Source organism: Pseudarthrobacter sp. HLT1-7, from assembly GCF_059383435.1.
Window position 1 is genome coordinate 61,944 of the sequence record NZ_JBWZCH010000003.1, and the last position, 16,757, is coordinate 78,700.

Sequence of the window (16,757 nt, forward strand, 5' to 3'; positions counted from 1 at the left end):
CCGGGACCGGCCAGCAGTGCCGGCAACTCCGGTCAGCGGTTGACGGCCAGCTGTGCCAGCAACTCCGGTCCACGCGCGTCCAGCCATTTCCCGCCCAGCCGTATCCCGCCCGCGAAAAGCGCCAGGCCCAGCACCGGACCGAGGCCCAGGTTGATCCAACCGGGCAGCGTGCTGCCCGTGATCAGCTGCACGGCCATAAGGACCGCCTCCGGCGCCGCGAGCAGCAGGAGCACCCCCATGCCGCCGAACTGCACCGCCATGGTCTGGGCAACGTTACCCGGTGGCTTCTTGAAGGGGCTGTCGCCGGGGAGCGGAACGCTGACGGTGTAGCGCGCCGAGACCACGGAGGACAGGCCCAATCCGCTGAAGAGCATACCAAGGGACAGTCCGAGAACTCCCGGCAGCAACTCCCAGTTTCCGCTGAAGAGGAACGGGAGAACGCTGAACGCCAGCACCACCGGCAGGGCAAAGACCAGGCAGGCCAGAGCACGTCCCAGCCGGTCGTGGACGCCGCGGACGCCCGTGGACAGGTGCAGCGCGAAGGCAGTGTTGTCGTAGGAAACATCCGCTGCGATGGACCAGGCCAGCAGGAAGGCGGTCAGCGGGCCTATGAAGAGGAACATTCCATAGTTCCCGCTCTGGCTGGCCTGGAACAGCAGCAGGACCGGCAGCAGCGGGACCACCACCAGGGACCCGGCGTAGCGGGGATCCCGCAGCCAGTAGATCAGGGCCCGGGCGGCGACAGCCCCGGTGGGTGTCGCCGGGAACAGCCCAAAAAGACCCAGTCCTCCGGCCTTTTTCTTGGCAGACCCGGCGTAGGGCGGAGTGACAAGCGCCCGCTGGAGCAGGAGTTTCCAGCACAGGGCGAGGCCGGCCAGGGTGGCGAGCGCAATCAGAAACTTGAGCGCCGCGGCGCCGTAGCTGCCGGCGGCCAGCTCGCCGCCGAGCGACCAGGCCGCGCCCGCCGGGGTCCAGGACAGCGTGCGGGCAAGCCCGGCCAGGAAATCACCGGAACTGGCGATCCCCTCGGCGATCCCTGCCACGATGGGCCCCATCAGCACCAGCGGGATCAGGAACGCGATGGCGCTGACGTCCTTGAAGCGGCGTGAACTGGCGAGGCCTGCGGTGGCGGTGGTGACCACCTTGGACAGGACGACGCAGCTCAGCACGCCAAGGACCGCGCCCACCAGGGCGCCTGCCGCGGCGGGTACGCTCCGGGACCAGGTACCCACGGTGGCAAGGGCCACGAGGGAGGTCGCGACGCCGGGGATGCCGATCAGTCCGCCGAGGGCCAGCCCGGTCAGGAGTTGCGGCATGGGCACGGCCGAGGTGGTGAACCGCGCCGGATCCAGCGTCATATCAGCCGCGGAAGCGACTACCGGAATGATGGCCCAGCCCAGTAGGGCCGCGGCGCCGCCCAGCACCACCACCGTCTGCGCCAGCGCGACGTCGGCCTCCCGCAGGAACAGCAGGCCAGTGGCGAAGAGCCCGACGAGGCTGAGCGCGTACAGCGTTCCGATCCCGAGGCCCACCAACTGCCAGGGACTGCGCCGGATACTGTTGCGCAGCAGGGTGAGCTTGAGCCTTAAAAGGTGCGCAACCATTCCAGCCCTTCCGTATGGTTGCGGCCGCCGACCAGCTGGACGAAGCGGTCTTCGAGGGACTGCCCCGCACGGACCTCGTCTACGGTTCCGGCCGCGAGCAGCCGCCCGGCCGCGACGACGGCGACGTGGTCACACATCCGCTGGACGAGGTCCATGACGTGGCTTGAGACGATGACGGTTCCGCCGGAAGCCACGTAGCTGTCCAGGATGTCGCGGATGTTCGCGGCGGACACCGGGTCCACGGATTCGAACGGCTCATCCAGCACCAGCAGCCGCGGCGCATGGATCAGCGCGGAGGCAAGGGCGATCTTCTTCGTCATGCCGGCGGAGTAGTCCACCACGAGGGTGCCGGCGTCCTGGCTGAGGTCCAGGGCGGCGAGCAGTTCCTTGACCCGGGAAGACACCACTTCCTTGTCCATGCCGCGCAGCAGCCCGGCGTAGCTCACCAGCTGCTCACCGGTCAGCCGGTCAAAGAGCCGGACGCCGTCGGGCAGTATCCCCATCAATTTCTTGGCTTCCAGCGGATGCTGCCAAACATCCACACCGTGTACCAGCGCCGTGCCGAACTCGGGCCGAAGCAGTCCCGTGGCCATGGACAGGGTGGTGGTCTTGCCTGCCCCATTGGGGCCGACGATCCCGTAGAAGGAGCCGGCCGGGACGTCCAGGCTGATGCCGTCGACGGCGATTTTGTCGCCGAAACGCTTGGCCAGCCTCTGCAGGGACAGGGCAGGGACCGGCGCCGCCGGCGGGTTCCCCCCGGGGACATGAGGATCCGGTTGCTGGTAAGTCATGACGTTAGACTAACGGCCCCGGCGGGTGAAATCGATCCTCCGAAAGGCGTACTCTGCGTTGTTGTCCTTGAGCCCCGCTTCCGGCGCAGGATTGGGGTGTGCCCGCTACGCCCGATTTCAACCGTCGCGGATCTCGATGTTCTTCCACCAGTGACCGGTTACAGCGATGCCGAGCACAGAGACCGGGAAACAGAGGAAGAGTTGCAGCGGACTGACAGTTTCGGCAGCCGTGGAGCCGGCCATGCCCATCCATAGGCCCGGCGCTGCGTAGGGGAACCATGCCCCGGCTCCGAAGGCCGTCACGACCTGGGTGATGACGACCAGCAGCACCAGTCCGCCCACGCCAGTCAGGTAGCTGCGCGCAACGCTGGCGACGTCCGGGGCCAGCTGGCGGGCGCCATTCTCCACAGATGGCCGGTATGAGACCTTCATCCCGGCCATCTTTGGCGAATCGTTGGCAGGGCGCCGCCCCGGCTGCCACCATGCACCGAAGAATCTGCCGGCCAGCAACCAGGAACCCCGGATGTCGACGCTCCAGCCCAGTTACTCGGGTCCGGAACCCGATTCAGCCCCAGAGAACCCCGGGATTCCGCGGGTACCGGCTGGCGGGCGTGGAAGTAACTGGGCGAGAGCGTCGTGCCGGAGCCCGGGGCCCCCATAGCGGCCATCTGTGGCGAACCGCTGGCGTCCTCAACTGAAGCTCGTCAGCCAAGACAGGAAGATCCAAGCTTGTGGAGGTAGTCCGCGTGGGAGCAGTTGGGATCCGCATCACGTCATCTTTCCGGCTCCGTTCAGCCCTACCAGGACGTGGATTTCCGACGGCCCCGCCTCCAGGGACACATCGTCGAGAACGGGGAGTCCGCCCAGGGCTTTCGTTATCCGCTCCGCCTGATTCCCCGCCGGCGTCGTCACCGAAGGCAACGTGCCGAAAACCCAAGGGGCACCCCGTCCTCCTCCGGGCCCAGTGGAATCCTAGAAGGAGCGCCGGGGCACGGCCCGCTCATACTGCGGCGGCCACGCCAGATCGTGCCCCAGCTCGAACGCGGCGCGCAGCCACCAGTGCGGGTCGCGGAGCGCCGCCCGGGCGATGAACACGCCGTCCGCCTGCCCGGTGGCAACGGCGTGCTCGGCCTGGCCGGCCGAGGTCAGCAGCCCGACGGTGCCGGTCCGGACGCCGGTTTCGCGCCGGATCCGGGCGGCGAAGCCCGTCTGGTACCCCGGGCCCACCGGAATCTGCTGGTGCGCCACGGCACCGCCGCTGGAAACGTCCACGAGGTCCACCCCGTGTTCGGAGGCAGCCTTGGCCATCCGGACCGAGGCTTCGGCGTCGATGCCTCCCTCGGCCCAGTCGGAGGCTGAAATACGCAGCAGCAGCGGCATGGAGTCGGGAATGACGTCCCGGACCGCGTCCACCACGGCGATGGTGAGCCGGTTCCGGCCGGCCTCATCGCCGCCCCAGGCATCGGTGCGGTCGTTGACGAGGGGACTCTGGAACTGGTGCAGGAGGTAGCCGTGGGCGCCATGGATTTCAATCGTGTCGAAGCCGGCACCAACAGCCCGGACCGCGGCGGCAGCGAAATCGGCGATCACGCCCTCGATCTCCCCGACGGTCATGGCTGCAGGGGCCGCATAGCCGTCAAAGGCGCCGACGCCGGGTCCCACGGTGTCCCAGCCACCCGCCGACGACGGGACGGTGCCCTGCTTCCCGGCGAACGGCCAGTACGAGGAGCCCTTCCGGCCGGCGTGGGCCAGCTGGGTGCCGATCTTGGTGTCCGCGGCCCCGTGGCGGTGGACGAAGGCAGTGATCCGCTCCCACGCGGCCGCCTGGTCATCGTTGTACAAGCCCGCGTCGCGGGGGCTGATCCGGCCGGCGGCGTTCACCGCCGCCGCCTCGGTAAGGATGAGGGCCGCTCCCCCGGTGGCGAAGGAGCCCAGATGCATGAGGTGCCAGTCAGTGGGCACGCCTTCCCCGGTCTCCGCCTCGCAGCTGTACTGGCACATCGGCGAAACCCAGCCGCGGTGCTGCAGCCGCAGGGAACGCAGGTCCAGCGGCGTGAATAAAGCGGAACCCATCAGTAGAGCACCCGGGCCAGGTTCTGCCGGGCTTTCGCGACGCGGTGGTCATGGATGCCCACAACGTCGAACAGCTCCAGCAGCCGGATCCGGGCCGTTTCCCGTTCAGGACCGAAGTTCCGCCCGATATATGCGACGATCCGGCCCAGGCCGTCCTCGACATGTCCGCCGGCGACGTCCAGATCCGCGACGCCGAGCTGGGCATCAAGGTTATCCGGCTCATCGGCCCCCTGCTGGCGGAGCACTTCGGGATCCGCGGCCGAGAGCGGCTGGAGGCGGCCCATCAGCTCTACCTGCGCGAGGCCTGCCTTGGCGTCGGCATCGGCCGGCATCTCCAGGAGCGCCTGGCGGTAGGCCGCGGCAGCTGCAGCATAGTCACCCGCTTCGATAGCGTCAAACGCCTTCTGGTGCAGGGGCGGCAGCGGCGGGGCCTCCGGCTCGCCGGCACCTGGTCCCCCGTCGCCCGGCCCGCCCGAGCCTGGCCCGCCGGCGCCGATGCGGCCGGACACGCCGTTCGCGGCGGCAACCTCGAGCAGTTCGTCGAGCAGGCTGCGGATCTGCTGTTCCTCGGCGCCGCCCTGGAACAGGGGCACCGGCTGGCCCTTCACGACGGCCACGGCGGTGGGCACGGCCTCTACCTGGAACGCCTGCGCCAGCTGCGGGAAAGCCTCGACGTCCGCCGAGCCCAGGACGAGCCGGCCGTCGTAGCCGTCGATGATCCGCTCCAGGACGTCAACAAGCCCGTCCGAGCCGGGTGAGTACCCCGCCCAGAGGGCAACCACCACGGGCACCTGGGCCGAGAGCTCCACGAGTTCCTGGAAGTTTGCCTGCGTGACATCCACGCGCAGCGGACGACCCGGCTGCAATGAGGCGTCGTCGGTGCCCGCGCCGGCGCCTGCTGCGGGGGCAGCCGGGACACCGCCGGAGGCGGCCGGGGCCGGCGGCGCGGGGCGCTGTTTGAGCGAGGAAAGGTCGACGGCGCCCCGCAGGTTAAGCAGGTTGGCGGCGGCGGGGGGGACCGGGCGGGAAGCTGGCGAAGTCATAGCTCCACTCTAGCCACCCCGGTCCTGTCCCATGCCCGCGGATCCGCTCCCAGCACAACAGAAAAGACCGGGCCGCTGCGGCCCGGTCTCCCCTGCTAGGTTGTTGTCACGTCGCCGCCATGATGCTGTCGCATCACTGTTGGGCGTCCTACTTGAAGCTTGCCCCGACGAGCCCGCGGGTGGCGGCCACCAGCTTCATCGGATCCTTGGAGCCGGCCGGCGGGATGTAGACGGCCATGGACTCGGCGAAGCTCAGCACCATACCGGTGCTTGTCTCCTTGCCGCCGGCCAGGGCTGCGGCGTCGTCGCCGATGGTCAGCTTGTCCCCGGCGGCCTTGGGGGTGCCGTCGAAGCCGAAGTTCAGGCGGCCCAGGGCCAGCGCCCCGCCGTCGGCGGTGCGGAACACCACGGTGTCCTCCGGGACCACCTTGTGGGTGAATGCAAAGGTGCCGTTCACCCCGGAGCTGACCGCGTCGGCCTGGTAGGCGAGCGTGTCAGCAATGTACGGGGAGGACTGGCCCTCCACGAGCTTGTCCTTGAACGCCGATTCGGCGTTGGTCAGGCGGTCGCCCAGCCCGGCCAGCGCTTCCTCGCCGCTGTACAGCAGCCCCGACTTGTCGCCGGGAGCGAGGGTCTCGGTGCCGCCCTTGGCGATGCCCGGGAACGTCGTTCCCGGCTGCAGCGGAGTGGTGCCCGTGAGCCTGAAGTTCTCCCGCGGGGACGTCTGGGTCAGGGTGAGCAGCTGGGGAACAACGTTGCCCTCGCCCTGCGTGACGGCCATGACCGAACGGGGCCAGCCGCGCTTAGTCGTGACCACGGTGGTCAGGAGCTTCGTGGCACGGACAGGCATCCTGGCCTCGTAGGAGCCCACCTGGGACCGGATCTTGTAGTTTTGTGTGCGGATCTCGAGTTCGGGCGGCGCCACACGGGGCGCGAGCTTGCTGGCATCCTTGGCCGCGTCACCGGCGTCCACCGCACTGGCCACCTGCTCGAGGATCCGGCGGAACTGGGCATCAACCAGCACCGGAGCGTCGGCCCCCTGGTCCGCTGCGGCGGAAGCGGATCCCGACGGCGACGCGGACGAGGTGCCCGGCGTCGGCGCCGGTGTCTGGCCGGCCTGTGCAGCCACGCCCGTAGCGGCGACGGCGGTGGCCGTCAGTACTGCGACGACCACGCCCGAGCGACGCAGTCGCCGGGCTGTCGATGACTGCTGCTTGGCTGTGGTGCTGTCTGGTGTGTCCTGCGGGCGGCGCCCGGGATCCACCGCCGGGGTGGCAGAGGTGGCGCCGGCGGAATTACGGGCATCATCGCGGGCACTGGCGCGGGCAGCAGCCCGGGCCTGCGCGCGGCGGGCGAACAGGCTGCCGGACAGGCCGCCGTCGCCGTTACCGTTGGTGCCGGTGCCCGTCCGGGCGCCGGTCCTGGGCTTCAGAGCCAGGAGCGCGGCACCGGCCAGGATCAGCACGCCGCCAAGCACCATCAAGGGAATGGCCCACGGCGTGGAGGTGTCATTGGGGAAGGTCATGCTGATCGACGCCGGAGCGGGCTTGGTGCCGTCCGCCGCGAGCAGCAGTGACCAGTCGCCGTCGGCCGGCGGGGTCCAGGAATACTTCATTTCGCCGCTGGCGTTCTCGGTGGTTACCCACAGATCGGAGCCAGCGGGCGAGGGAGCCGTAGCTTCGCCCTCGGTGTGCGTCAGCTGCAGTGCCTTGCCGTCGTCAGAGACCCCGGAGACGGTGTTGTGGGCAGCCTTGCCCACCCATGCCGCCACGTCGTCCGGCCGTCCGGCCGCCAGCATAAAGCTGCCCTCCCCCTTGACATCGATCTTTACTGTGCCTCCGCGCAGGGTGCGCAGCTTCTCGTCGAAGACGGTTAGCGGTGCGGTGGTGGCACCGGCCGGTGCGGTAGCCGTCACGGTCTCGGCCGGAGCCCAGAATGTCTTCTGGCCGATTCCGGCCAGCAGTGTCAGGAGGCCGAGCAGCACTAGTGCAACTGCAGTCTTGAAACGCAAAATATTACCTATCATCAGCGGACACGTAGCTTCAATAGTAACCGTTTTGTTACCCAAGAGTCAGATCGGACGAATTGTCAACCCCTTCCGAGGCGCCCGCGCAGGCCGCAAACCCGTGCGCTGGCAGGGCTGCTGATAGTGTTTGCGGTGATCATCACACCCGGGCCGTGACCGCGGCTCCGCAGGATATTAATAGAGATAAAGGGCTTTCGACGCAGTGACTGAACACACGGATTCGTCCCCCGCGGGACAGAAAGAAAGCCAATCCGCCAGCAAGGAACGCGGTCTGAAGGATCAGGATTCGCACCGCCGGGGTGCCCTCGCAGGACTCCTGAACTCGGTGGCCCACCGCTTGCGCCAGCCACTGCCGGGCGCCCAGCCCCGGCTCCGATTCGAGATGCCGCCCGAGGAACAGGACGGGGCCGCTGCCCAGAGCGGGACCGGCACCCGCTTCGGCGACCCCGGACCGCGGATTTCCGCCCAGCACCCCCTCTATGTCGGGTTCATGGGGACCGTCGGCGTCGGACTCGCACTGCTGGTCTACTGGATCGGCTCCAACACAACCCAGCTGCTGCTGTGGATCGTGGCCGCTCTTTTCATCGCGCTGGGGCTGGACCCTGTGGTGCGCTGGCTGGAGGGCAGGAAACTCCCCCGGGCCGCGGGCATCGTGGTGGCTGTCGCCACCCTGACGCTGGCCGTGACAGGATTCTTTGCCACGCTGATCCCCACGATCGTCCAGCAGGTCACCCAGATCGTGCAGGAGGCGCCGCGATGGATCACGGAGTTCATCAACTCGGATTTCTTCCGCAGCATCGACACCCAGTTCGGCGTGCGGGAACGCATCACCCAGGAACTGCAGAAATTCGTCAATGACCCCGAAGCGATGGGCGGCATCTTCGGCGGCGTCGTCGGCTTCGGGTCCACCCTGGCCAACGGGCTGTTCGGAACGCTGATCGTGCTGGTCCTGAGCCTGTACTTCCTGGCCGCGCTGCCGGCCATGAAAAAGTGGGGTTACCGGCTGGCCCCGCGGTCCCGCCGTCCCCGGGTCGAGGCCCTGGCCGAGGAGATCACCGGTTCGGTCGGCAACTACGTGATCGGCCAGGCCGTCGTCGCCCTGCTGAACGCCACCTTTGCCTTCATCGTGATGTCGATCGTCGGGGTTCCCTTTGCCGTACTGCTTGCCTTCGTGGTGGCGCTGCTGGCCTTCATTCCCCTGGTGGGCGGCCTGATTGCCGGCGTCATCGTGTCCTTGATCGCCTTGACCGCAGGGTGGCAGACAGCCGTGGTCTACGCCATTTGCTACTTCGCCTACCTGCAGTTCGAGGCCTACTTCATCTCGCCGCGCATCATGCAGAAAGCCGTCGCAGTCCCTGGCGCCGTCGCCGTCATCTCAGTGATCGCCGGCGGCAGCCTGCTCGGCGTGCTGGGCGCACTGATCGCTATCCCCACGGCCGCTGCGATTCTGCTGCTCGTCAAGGAGCTCTTCATCGTCCGCCAGGACAAGCACTGACAAGAGTAGCCTCAGCCGTGCGCGGTGGCGACGGGTCCGTTCCATTCCTGCGGCAGCACGGCAGCTGTTCCACCGGCAGCGCCGGAGCCGCCCGGCAGCACCTCATCCACGATCTCGTTGAGCACGCGGGCAGCGTACTTCTCGCCCACCCACAGGTGCTTAGCGCCGTCGACCCCCAGAACCCGGGCCTGCGGAACCAGACTGAACCGCTCCGTGGCGGCAGCCGGCAATAGAAAGTCGTCATGCTCCGGGACCAGGACCTTCAGCGGCTTGCCGGAGGCGGCCCATTCTTTGAGGTGGACATCGGTGGCGCGGTGCAGCGGGGGTGAAAGCAGGATGGCGCCCTCGATCTCCGACGACACCGGCTCCGTGGCCCCGTACATCAGCGCCAGCTCCGTGCCGAAGGACCAGCCGACCAGCCATCGGTTCGGCAGGCCGCGGTCGACGGCGAACCTCACGGCCGCCTCGACGTCCAGGCGTTCGCCGATGCCCCCCTCGAACGTTCCGCCGCTTGTGCCGCGTGGCGATCCGGTACCTCGGGTGTTGAACCGAAGCACGGCGATGCCCGCCAGCGCGGGAAGCCGGTAGGAGGCCTTGCGGTAGACGTGCGAATCCATGAAGCCGCCGTGCGTCGGCAGCGGATGCAGGGTGATGAGGGTTGCACGCACCTCCCCGGCAGCCGGGAGGGCGAGCTCGCCGACCAGCCTGTGGCCGTCGCCGGTGCGGAGCTCCACGTTTTCGCGGCGTGCCGGAAGCACGGTGGATGCACGGATTGCGGTGGGTGCGGAAGGCTGGCTGAAGACGTACGACGCCGGGTCAAAGCTCATGCGCTCCAGCTTAGCGAAGCCGCTTAGCGGTACCGGTAGCTGCGCGAGACCCAGCAGTTCGAATGCCAATGCCGCCGCTCTGCCAGGCCGGCGGCGGTGCCGAAGAGATGATCCTCTGACCAGACGACGAGGTGGGCAACACCGGGCAGCACCGCCGTCGAACAGCCGGGGCAGATGTATGTCTTTTCGGCACGGCCGGCCGTGATCGGCCGGACCGTCCACTCACCGTCCGGGGCGCTCTCCCGGCGTGCAAACCCCGAGCGGGCGCGTTCAAGGTCAAGCTCCGGCACCGGACCGCCCTTGGCTCCGGGCTTCTGGGCCTTACCGGAGGGTGCCTTACCGGAAACGGCTCGGCGGGGACGGTTGGAACGGGGCATGCCTCCATTCTGCCCCAGTCCGGATGCCTGCTTCCCCGCCAGACGGTAGTGTTGACGGGGTGCGTTTAGTCATAGCCCGGTGCTCCGTTGATTATGTTGGCCGGCTCAAAGCCCATCTCCCTTTGGCCACCCGGCTCCTGCTGGTCAAGGCTGACGGCTCCGTTCTGGTCCATTCCGACGGCGGATCCTACAAGCCGCTGAACTGGATGAGCCCACCCGCTTCGCTGCGCGTCTCCTCCCCGGACGACGTCGACGTCGAGCTCGGCGTTATCGAGCAGTGGACCGTCCAGTCCGCGAAGACCGATGACCGGCTCATCATCAATATCCATGAACAGCTGCACGACACCTCCCATGAGCTGGGCCAGGACCCGGGCCTGATCAAGGACGGCGTCGAGGCGGACCTGCAGCGGCTGCTGGCCGACCAGATCGAGCTCCTGGGCCCCGGGTTCTCGCTGATCCGCCGTGAATATTTCACCGCTATCGGCCCCGTGGATATCCTGGCCCGGGACGCTGGCGGCGCCACCGTGGCCATTGAGCTCAAGCGCCGCGGCGACATCGACGGCGTCGAGCAGCTTACACGGTATCTGGCGCTGCTCAACCGCGATCCCCTGCTGGCGCCGGTGCGCGGGATCTTCGCCGCCCAGCAGATCAAGCCACAGGCCAAGGTCCTCGCGAACGACCGCGGCATCGACTGCGTCACCCTTGACTATGACGCCATGCGCGGAGTGGATGACAGCGAGTCCAGGCTCTTCTGAGGAATTGCACCGCAGCTAAATTGCTCCGCAGCTACTCTTCCGCGGAGAGGGTTCATCCGTTCTTTGGACAATATTTGTGAAATTCTCCGCTGTCCCCGTTGACCTGGCGCAATTGACATGAAATTCTTATACGAGTCTTTGTGTAGGTGTATTTTCATGCTCGCAAGACATGTTGCGAGCGTGGAGCTCCTGCCGCCCAAGCCCGGATTATCCGGGCCCACAGCCATGGTTCTTCCCGCGGAGTGACCAAGTTCGGCACGAGGTGTGCCGGACCTAAACACGATCCACAATGAGGAGAAATTCATGGCTCAGGGAACTGTCAAGTGGTTCAACGCTGAAAAGGGCTTCGGCTTCATCACTCCGGACGACGCCGATGGCGACGTCTTCGTTCATTACTCCGAGATCCAGACCGGTGGTTTCAAGACCCTCGACGAGAACGCCCGCGTTCAGTTCGAAATCGGCCAGGGAGCCAAGGGCCCCCAGGCTACCGGCGTCACACTGGTCTAGTCCGCCGCGGCGGCGCTGCCTCTGGCACTTTCCGCGCAGAAAATGATCCCCGGCATTCGTGCCGGGGATCATTTTTCACGTGGGGGGTTGGGGTAAAGTGGGCGGGGGTTCTTCGGCGCCTGGGTCATCGCGGAGGTGAAAACCGACGTCATTGCCTTGGGAGTGCCAGGGCCCCGGCACGACGCTCCTGCCCAGTTACTCCCGCGCTTACTCCCGCGCGCGCTGGCCGGCAACCGCGGGATCCCGCGTGATCCCGCGGGTCCCTAGAGCGGAATCGGCGTCCGGACCCGAGCAACTGGGCAGGATCGTCATCACCTGCGGGGTAAGGACGAGCGCAGCCACCCGGCCAAGACCACCGATATCACCCGCTGTGAGGACCTGGTGGACACTATCGAGAACCATGAATGCCTGGTGGTGACGGCAGCTTCGGTGCACACGCAACGCTCCCACGCGGAATACCTCGCCAACTATGGATCATCCTGTCTTGACTGAGCCAACTTCACTTGCGGACTCCAGCGGTACGCCATAGACGGCCGCTATGGTGAATCTCCGGGCCCCGGCACGACGCTCCTGCCCAGTTACTCCCGCGCGCCGGCCGGCGCCCGCGGAATCGCCCGGAATCCCGGGGTTCCCGGGGGCTGAATCGGCCTCCGGAACGGAGTAACAGGGCGGGAACGTCATCCCCCGGGAAGTAAGGCCGTACGCAGCGCAGCAGCCCCGCCACTGAGCATGCCCAGCGGCGGGGCTTCGTGGTGGCACGTCTTCAGCTCCTTGGGGGACGTGGTGGCAGGCCTCCAGAACCTTGAGGGCAAGGTGGCCGCCAGCAGATCCTAGGGGGCAAGGTGGACATGGTGGCCGTACGGGTGGCCATCATGCCGGCGGTTCGCCACAAATGGCCGGGATGGCGGTCTCACGGCGGCCATCTGTGGAGAATGGGCGCCCGCGAGTTGGCATCGCAAACAGTGCCCGCAAAAAACGCCCGCAAACGGCACCCGCAAGAAACGCCCGCATCCGGCTCCCGCCAGCTATCCCCGGACGTGACCTACCTGGACGACACAACGATGGTGTTCACCGACAAGGTGGCGCACGCCGGCACCGCGCCCGGGCTCGAGGCCTCGCTGCGAGACCCCGCCATCAGCCTCCACCGGATAGCCAAAATCACCACTAACGTCAAAGCCACCAGACGGTGATGATGGGACTAGGCCGTTAGCCCGAAACGCCAGCCGCGCCCTCAAACCAGCTAGAATCACGCCACAATCCACGACTTTGCACCGACCCGGAAACTAGCGCACCAGCGACCCGAGCAGGCGCGCACTCTGCCGCACCGACAGGCCCGGCAGGTAGGCCCTGCTCAGGGCCCGCCCCATCGCGGGCAGCTGCAAGGGATCCTGGTAGTAGAGGTAGAGCGTCCGGTATTCGGGTTTGAACCGCGACTTGAAGGTGGCCAGCGAACGGAAGCCGTAAACCGGTTCCAGGGCCCGGCCCACAACGTCAAGGATTCCGGCCAACCCTTCGGATCGGACGTCATTCCCCGGCTCGCCGGGAAGGATGGCGACGTTGCGGCCAGCTCCCCCTGACGGGTCCCTGGCCAACGGCGATCCGGACAGCGAGATCACTTCCACCGTGCCCCGCAGCTCCTGCACGGCGGAAGCGATCAGAAACTCCATCACACCGGGAAACGCGTCCCCGCGGCGGCGCATGAAGTCCAGGGTCCAGCTGACCAGGCGGCCGCCGTCGAACACCGGCAGCCAGCTGGTGACGCCCTGCACCCGACCCTCGGCGTCCACGGCCAGGCAACAGAGCACTTCCCGGTCCTCAAGTTCATCGATTCCTCCGAGCGTAAATCCCATTTCCGGGACGGATTTCCGCGCCGCCCATTCCTCGGAAACCTCGCTCAGCTGGGCACGCAGCGCCGGGGCAAAGTCCGCGTACCGCCCCCACACTGCCTTGACCCCGGTCTTTTCCGCCCGGTTCAGCGCGGTGCGGACGTTCTGCCACTCCTTGCCCTTGAACTCAAGCGAGCGCACCGCCAGCCTGGTCTCCTGCGCCACGGCCACCCGTCGGAAGCCGCGCGCCCGCAGCATCGGCCACAGCTCATCCGTGCAGGAGTAGAAGCACGGGATGAGCGCATGTTCCACGCAATAGCGCATGAAACCGGCCGCCGTGTCCTCGCGCGAGTCCGCGGGGCCGAACGGCCCGGCAAGGGTAAGCGCCACATTGCCGTGCTGCTGGTAGGCCACGCCGCCGCGTCCGTCCGGGCTGAACCAATACTTGTTCGGATCCCACAGCGCCATCCAGGACAGCGAGTCACCTCCCTGGCGGATCAGGCCGCGGGCCACCTCGCGGTCCCCCGCTCCTTCGTCGGTGCGGTGCAGGCGGCGCTGCAGGACCAGCCACACGGCGGCCAGGGCCACAATCCAGAAAATGATTCCGGAGTAGGCGAAGAGGAAGGCCTCCACCGCGTCGCGGTTCTGGAAGATCCGGCGGTAGGAGCCAGGGATGGGAAGCGGAAGGTACTGGCGGGCCAGCTCAGCCGCGAGGCCCAGCGGCCCGCCGTCGCGGTCCATTCCGCCGGCCGCCAGCCACGCCGCGGAATAGGCGAACGCCAGCACCAGCCAGGTTCCGCCGACCGCAACGGCAAGGGCCGTCCGCGCCCGCGGGGTCGTCTCCACCCGGAACTGCCGGCGGTTCGCCGCGAGCAGGACCACCAGCACCAGCGGGACAATCACCAACGGCAGCACGTGGACGAAACCGGAACCCATGACCCCGACGCGCGGTTTGTTGGCGTAGTACGGAATCAGAGCGAAAAGGGCCAGATACACGGTGGCCATGGCCGTCACGGCAAGCTGCAGGATGATGGCAATCCGCAGGGCCAGCCTGCGCCCGTGCCGCATGCCGTCCGCGCAGATGAGCAGCAGCACCACCGGCACCACCGCCAGGGCAAGGCCAAGCGGACCGGCGAAACCGGCACGGCCGGCCTCAAGGCATGTGACATCGATGGCGCCGCCACAGTTCTGTTCCAGCTGGCTCAGCGTCGGCAGCGGGTTCAGGACAACGTCCCGCAACAGGGCGAGCGGCCCGGTGGGCGTCCGGACTGCGGCCGTGAGGATGGGCCCGACGGCGAAGATCGCCACCGTGAGGGCCAGCAGGTTGCGGGTTTCACGGCCCGTGGAACGGTGCCGGTGGAGAGTGCCCTTGTCCCCCTGGATCCACCAGCCCGCGGCGAGGCCGGACAGTGCCCCGGCGAGGCCGACAACGGTCTCCGCATGACCCACGTAAAGTACCAGCAACAGGGAGACGGAAACCACCGCCGTCCGCAGCCGCCGCTGCCACAGGGTGGGCAGCAGCCCGCAGGAGGCGAGCGACACCGCGAGGACGGGGGCGTACGGGCCGATCAGCCGGGCGTCCACCATAAGGCCGAGCCAGCCGTCACCGGCAAAGCGCGCAAGCTGCGTCAGCAGCAGGAACAGTGTCACGGCGGCGAACTGCGCGGCAAAGAAGAACACGGCCGTGCGCCCTGTGCCCAGTTGCCGCTCGGCAAGACCCAGCAGTACCAGGATCATCAGCGCGGCCGAAAGGTACGCCAGCGGATTCGTCGCGAAGAACAGCGAGGTGAAAAGCGCCCACCAGCGGCCCGCCTTCAGTCCCGGGGCACTGACCGAGGCCACATCCAGCAGGGATTCCGGCGGCCCGGAAAGCAGACTTCCCGTGGCCGCGCCGGCAACAAGGAGGACTGCCAGGACCGTGAGCGTGAACGGGATGGCACGGAGGTGGCCCAGGGCCGCGCGCAGGCAGTCCCGCCCGAGGCCAAGGAGGGAGGACCCGCCCGTTCCCCGCGCCCCGATGGCCGGTGACGGCTTCACGGCTGGATCCCCCAGCGGCCGGCCAGGAAGTCGAGACCGGCGGGCAGGCCTCTGGAGGCGGTCTCCCAGGAATGTCCGGCGTTGGGAATGCTGCGCGCCTCCACAGCGAAACCGGCAGTCCGTGCGGCCCCGGAGAGCAGCTCCATGTAGCCGATGAATTCGGGATCCCGGACGCCGGCGCCGAAGAAAATTGCCTGACCCTCGTAGCGGCGCTCCTTCATAAGAGACAGCGGGGTCTGCCGGTCGAAGGCCTCGGTGTCTCCGCCGAAGGAAGCCGCCACGGTTTTGTCGCGTTCCTTCGCGAGGGCAGGTTCCTTCTCGCTGGAAAAAGCCAGGGCCGCGCCGAAAGTGTCCGGATGCCGCGTCACCATCTGCACAGCGCAGGTGGCCCCGAACGAGAACCCGCCGGCTGCCCACTGCCTGCGATCCGGATCCACGTCAAGGGTCTGGCTGATCCAGTCCGGCACGTCCCGGGAGAGGAAGGTGTCGGCCTGGGCAATACGGCTGTCCATGCAGAGGGTATTGCCCGAAGGACTCCCGTTCGGGTCCACCACCACCACCACCGGAGCGATGCCGCGGTGCTCCGCGGCGAAGCGGTCCATGCGGCTCCGGAGGGCGCCGCCGGTGAGCCAGTCGGCCGGAGCCCCCGGCTGACCGGAAAAGAGAACCAGAACGGGAAGTGCCGGCCGCGGTGAGCTCTGGTACGCCGGAGGAAAATAGATGTAGGCCTCACGGCTTTGGAACCCCGAGACGGTGCCGGGAATCCCGGCGCGCCGGAGCACGCCGCCGTCGGGCAGGTCAACCGGCGCCGTCCACCGGGACAGGCTGACGCCTGCCGGGGATCCCGGTGCCCGCTTCAGGCCGTCTTCCAGCGGCTGGATCCGCGCCACGGCCGTACCGGTAAGGTCACTCAACGTGTGGTTCAGCCCGAAATAGGCATTGATCTGCACCGCGGAGAGGAGGACGACTCCGAGCAGGGAGACCGTTGCGACGGCGCTGGCCCGCCAGCGGGCGGCAGCGCTGTCGGCGGCGCTGCCGGCTTGCACCGGAGCCGCAGCCCTCCGGCGCCAGCTCGCCCACAAGCGCAGGAGCCACAGCAGCAGGGCGGTGACGGCGGCGGCGGACCAGGCCAGGACTTCGCGCGGAAGTTCCTCGGGGAAGACCGAGAAGACGTAGATCAGCAGCCAGTGGACAGCCGCCAGCAGTGCGGCGGCGAGCAGGACGGCAGCCAGGACAGGGAGCAGGGCCGTGAACCAGGCCGCCGCGCCGGGGCCGGGCCCGCGGCGTCTGACGGACTGCCAAAGGAAGTAGGCCAGGCCGGCCGCGCCGGCAGCCCAGGCAACCCACAGTACCGGCCCGTCGACGAGCCGGAGGTCCTCGATGAAGTCCACCGGGG

At 67.9% G+C, this 16,757-nt stretch carries 14 protein-coding genes; 4 read left to right on the plus strand and 10 right to left on the minus strand.

All coding sequences use genetic code 11. The features are described from left to right. Positions 1 to 32 precede the first annotated feature (32 nt). The 6 genes from AC50X6_RS03960 to AC50X6_RS03985 form a co-directional block, all read right to left on the minus strand. Entirely contained in the window at positions 33 to 1,604 is a 1,572-nt protein-coding gene (locus AC50X6_RS03960; RefSeq protein ID WP_494964976.1) for a transporter, read from the minus strand. Next, on the minus strand, positions 1,586 to 2,395 hold the full coding sequence (locus AC50X6_RS03965; protein ID WP_494964977.1) for an ABC transporter ATP-binding protein: 810 nt from the start codon (positions 2,393 to 2,395) through the stop codon (positions 1,586 to 1,588). The genes AC50X6_RS03960 and AC50X6_RS03965 overlap by 19 nt, the downstream gene beginning before the upstream one ends. Positions 2,396 to 2,512: 117 nt before the next feature. Continuing rightward, complete coding sequence (locus tag AC50X6_RS03970) at positions 2,513 to 2,827, minus strand: hypothetical protein (protein ID WP_494964978.1); 315 nt, start codon at positions 2,825 to 2,827, stop codon at positions 2,513 to 2,515. A gap of 540 nt (positions 2,828 to 3,367) precedes the next feature. Beyond that, positions 3,368 to 4,468, minus strand: a complete 1,101-nt coding sequence (locus tag AC50X6_RS03975; protein ID WP_494964979.1) for an NADH:flavin oxidoreductase/NADH oxidase — start codon at positions 4,466 to 4,468, stop codon at positions 3,368 to 3,370. Beyond that, the gene (locus AC50X6_RS03980; RefSeq protein ID WP_494964980.1) at positions 4,468 to 5,511 is read right to left on the minus strand and encodes a co-chaperone YbbN; all 1,044 of its coding nucleotides are present in this window, start codon (positions 5,509 to 5,511) and stop codon (positions 4,468 to 4,470) included. The genes AC50X6_RS03975 and AC50X6_RS03980 overlap by 1 nt, the downstream gene beginning before the upstream one ends. A 148-nt stretch (positions 5,512 to 5,659) precedes the next feature. Beyond that, on the minus strand, positions 5,660 to 7,537 hold the full coding sequence (locus AC50X6_RS03985) for a hypothetical protein (RefSeq protein WP_494964981.1): 1,878 nt from the start codon (positions 7,535 to 7,537) through the stop codon (positions 5,660 to 5,662). A gap of 316 nt (positions 7,538 to 7,853) precedes the next feature. Here AC50X6_RS03985 and AC50X6_RS03990 point away from each other — a divergent pair, with 316 nt between their 5' ends. Then, positions 7,854 to 9,032: an AI-2E family transporter gene (locus AC50X6_RS03990; protein WP_494965141.1), complete on the plus strand. Its 1,179-nt coding sequence runs from the start codon at positions 7,854 to 7,856 to the stop codon at positions 9,030 to 9,032. Positions 9,033 to 9,043: 11 nt separating this feature from the next. Here the strand turns inward: AC50X6_RS03990 and AC50X6_RS03995 are convergent, their stop codons facing one another. Next, positions 9,044 to 9,859, minus strand: coding sequence for an alpha/beta hydrolase (locus tag AC50X6_RS03995; protein WP_494964982.1), 816 nt, complete (start codon positions 9,857 to 9,859; stop codon positions 9,044 to 9,046). Between the two features lie 23 nt (positions 9,860 to 9,882). Continuing rightward, complete coding sequence (locus AC50X6_RS04000) at positions 9,883 to 10,236, minus strand: Rv1322 family protein (protein WP_494964983.1); 354 nt, start codon at positions 10,234 to 10,236, stop codon at positions 9,883 to 9,885. 59 nt (positions 10,237 to 10,295) lie between these two features. Here AC50X6_RS04000 and nucS point away from each other — a divergent pair, with 59 nt between their 5' ends. From nucS to AC50X6_RS04015, 3 genes are all read left to right on the plus strand, one after another. Beyond that, positions 10,296 to 10,991 carry an endonuclease NucS gene (gene nucS / locus AC50X6_RS04005; protein ID WP_494964984.1) on the plus strand — a complete coding sequence of 232 codons (696 nt, stop codon included), beginning with the start codon at positions 10,296 to 10,298 and terminating at the stop codon, positions 10,989 to 10,991. A 303-nt stretch (positions 10,992 to 11,294) separates the two neighbouring features. Beyond that, a complete protein-coding gene (locus AC50X6_RS04010; protein ID WP_069952225.1) occupies positions 11,295 to 11,498 on the plus strand; it encodes a cold-shock protein in 204 nt (67 codons plus the stop codon). 962 nt (positions 11,499 to 12,460) lie between these two features. Beyond that, the gene (locus AC50X6_RS04015) at positions 12,461 to 12,688 is read left to right on the plus strand and encodes a hypothetical protein (protein ID WP_494964985.1); all 228 of its coding nucleotides are present in this window, start codon (positions 12,461 to 12,463) and stop codon (positions 12,686 to 12,688) included. A gap of 93 nt (positions 12,689 to 12,781) precedes the next feature. On the opposite strand, the gene AC50X6_RS04020 is transcribed toward AC50X6_RS04015, so the two are convergent. Both AC50X6_RS04020 and AC50X6_RS04025 read right to left on the minus strand, forming a co-directional pair. After that, positions 12,782 to 15,361, minus strand: coding sequence for a bifunctional lysylphosphatidylglycerol flippase/synthetase MprF (locus AC50X6_RS04020; protein ID WP_494964986.1), 2,580 nt, complete (start codon positions 15,359 to 15,361; stop codon positions 12,782 to 12,784). Continuing rightward, positions 15,358 to 16,752, minus strand: coding sequence for an alpha/beta hydrolase (locus tag AC50X6_RS04025; RefSeq protein WP_494964987.1), 1,395 nt, complete (start codon positions 16,750 to 16,752; stop codon positions 15,358 to 15,360). Before AC50X6_RS04025 ends, AC50X6_RS04020 begins: the two co-directional genes overlap by 4 nt. Between the last annotated feature and the right edge of the window lie 5 nt (positions 16,753 to 16,757).

Coding starts and splice junctions, on each gene's coding strand:
- AC50X6_RS03980 (WP_494964980.1), bottom strand. CDS start 5,511: ATGACTTCGCCAGCTTCCCGCCCGGTCCCCCCCGCCGCCGCCAACCTG.
- AC50X6_RS03970 (WP_494964978.1), bottom strand. CDS start 2,827: ATGAAGGTCTCATACCGGCCATCTGTGGAGAATGGCGCCCGCCAGCTG.
- AC50X6_RS03995 (WP_494964982.1), bottom strand. CDS start 9,859: ATGAGCTTTGACCCGGCGTCGTACGTCTTCAGCCAGCCTTCCGCACCC.
- AC50X6_RS04010 (WP_069952225.1), top strand. CDS start 11,295: ATGGCTCAGGGAACTGTCAAGTGGTTCAACGCTGAAAAGGGCTTCGGC.
- AC50X6_RS03965 (WP_494964977.1), bottom strand. CDS start 2,395: ATGACTTACCAGCAACCGGATCCTCATGTCCCCGGGGGGAACCCGCCG.
- AC50X6_RS03960 (WP_494964976.1), bottom strand. CDS start 1,604: ATGGTTGCGCACCTTTTAAGGCTCAAGCTCACCCTGCTGCGCAACAGT.
- AC50X6_RS03985 (WP_494964981.1), bottom strand. CDS start 7,537: ATGATAGGTAATATTTTGCGTTTCAAGACTGCAGTTGCACTAGTGCTG.
- AC50X6_RS03975 (WP_494964979.1), bottom strand. CDS start 4,468: ATGGGTTCCGCTTTATTCACGCCGCTGGACCTGCGTTCCCTGCGGCTG.
- AC50X6_RS04000 (WP_494964983.1), bottom strand. CDS start 10,236: ATGCCCCGTTCCAACCGTCCCCGCCGAGCCGTTTCCGGTAAGGCACCC.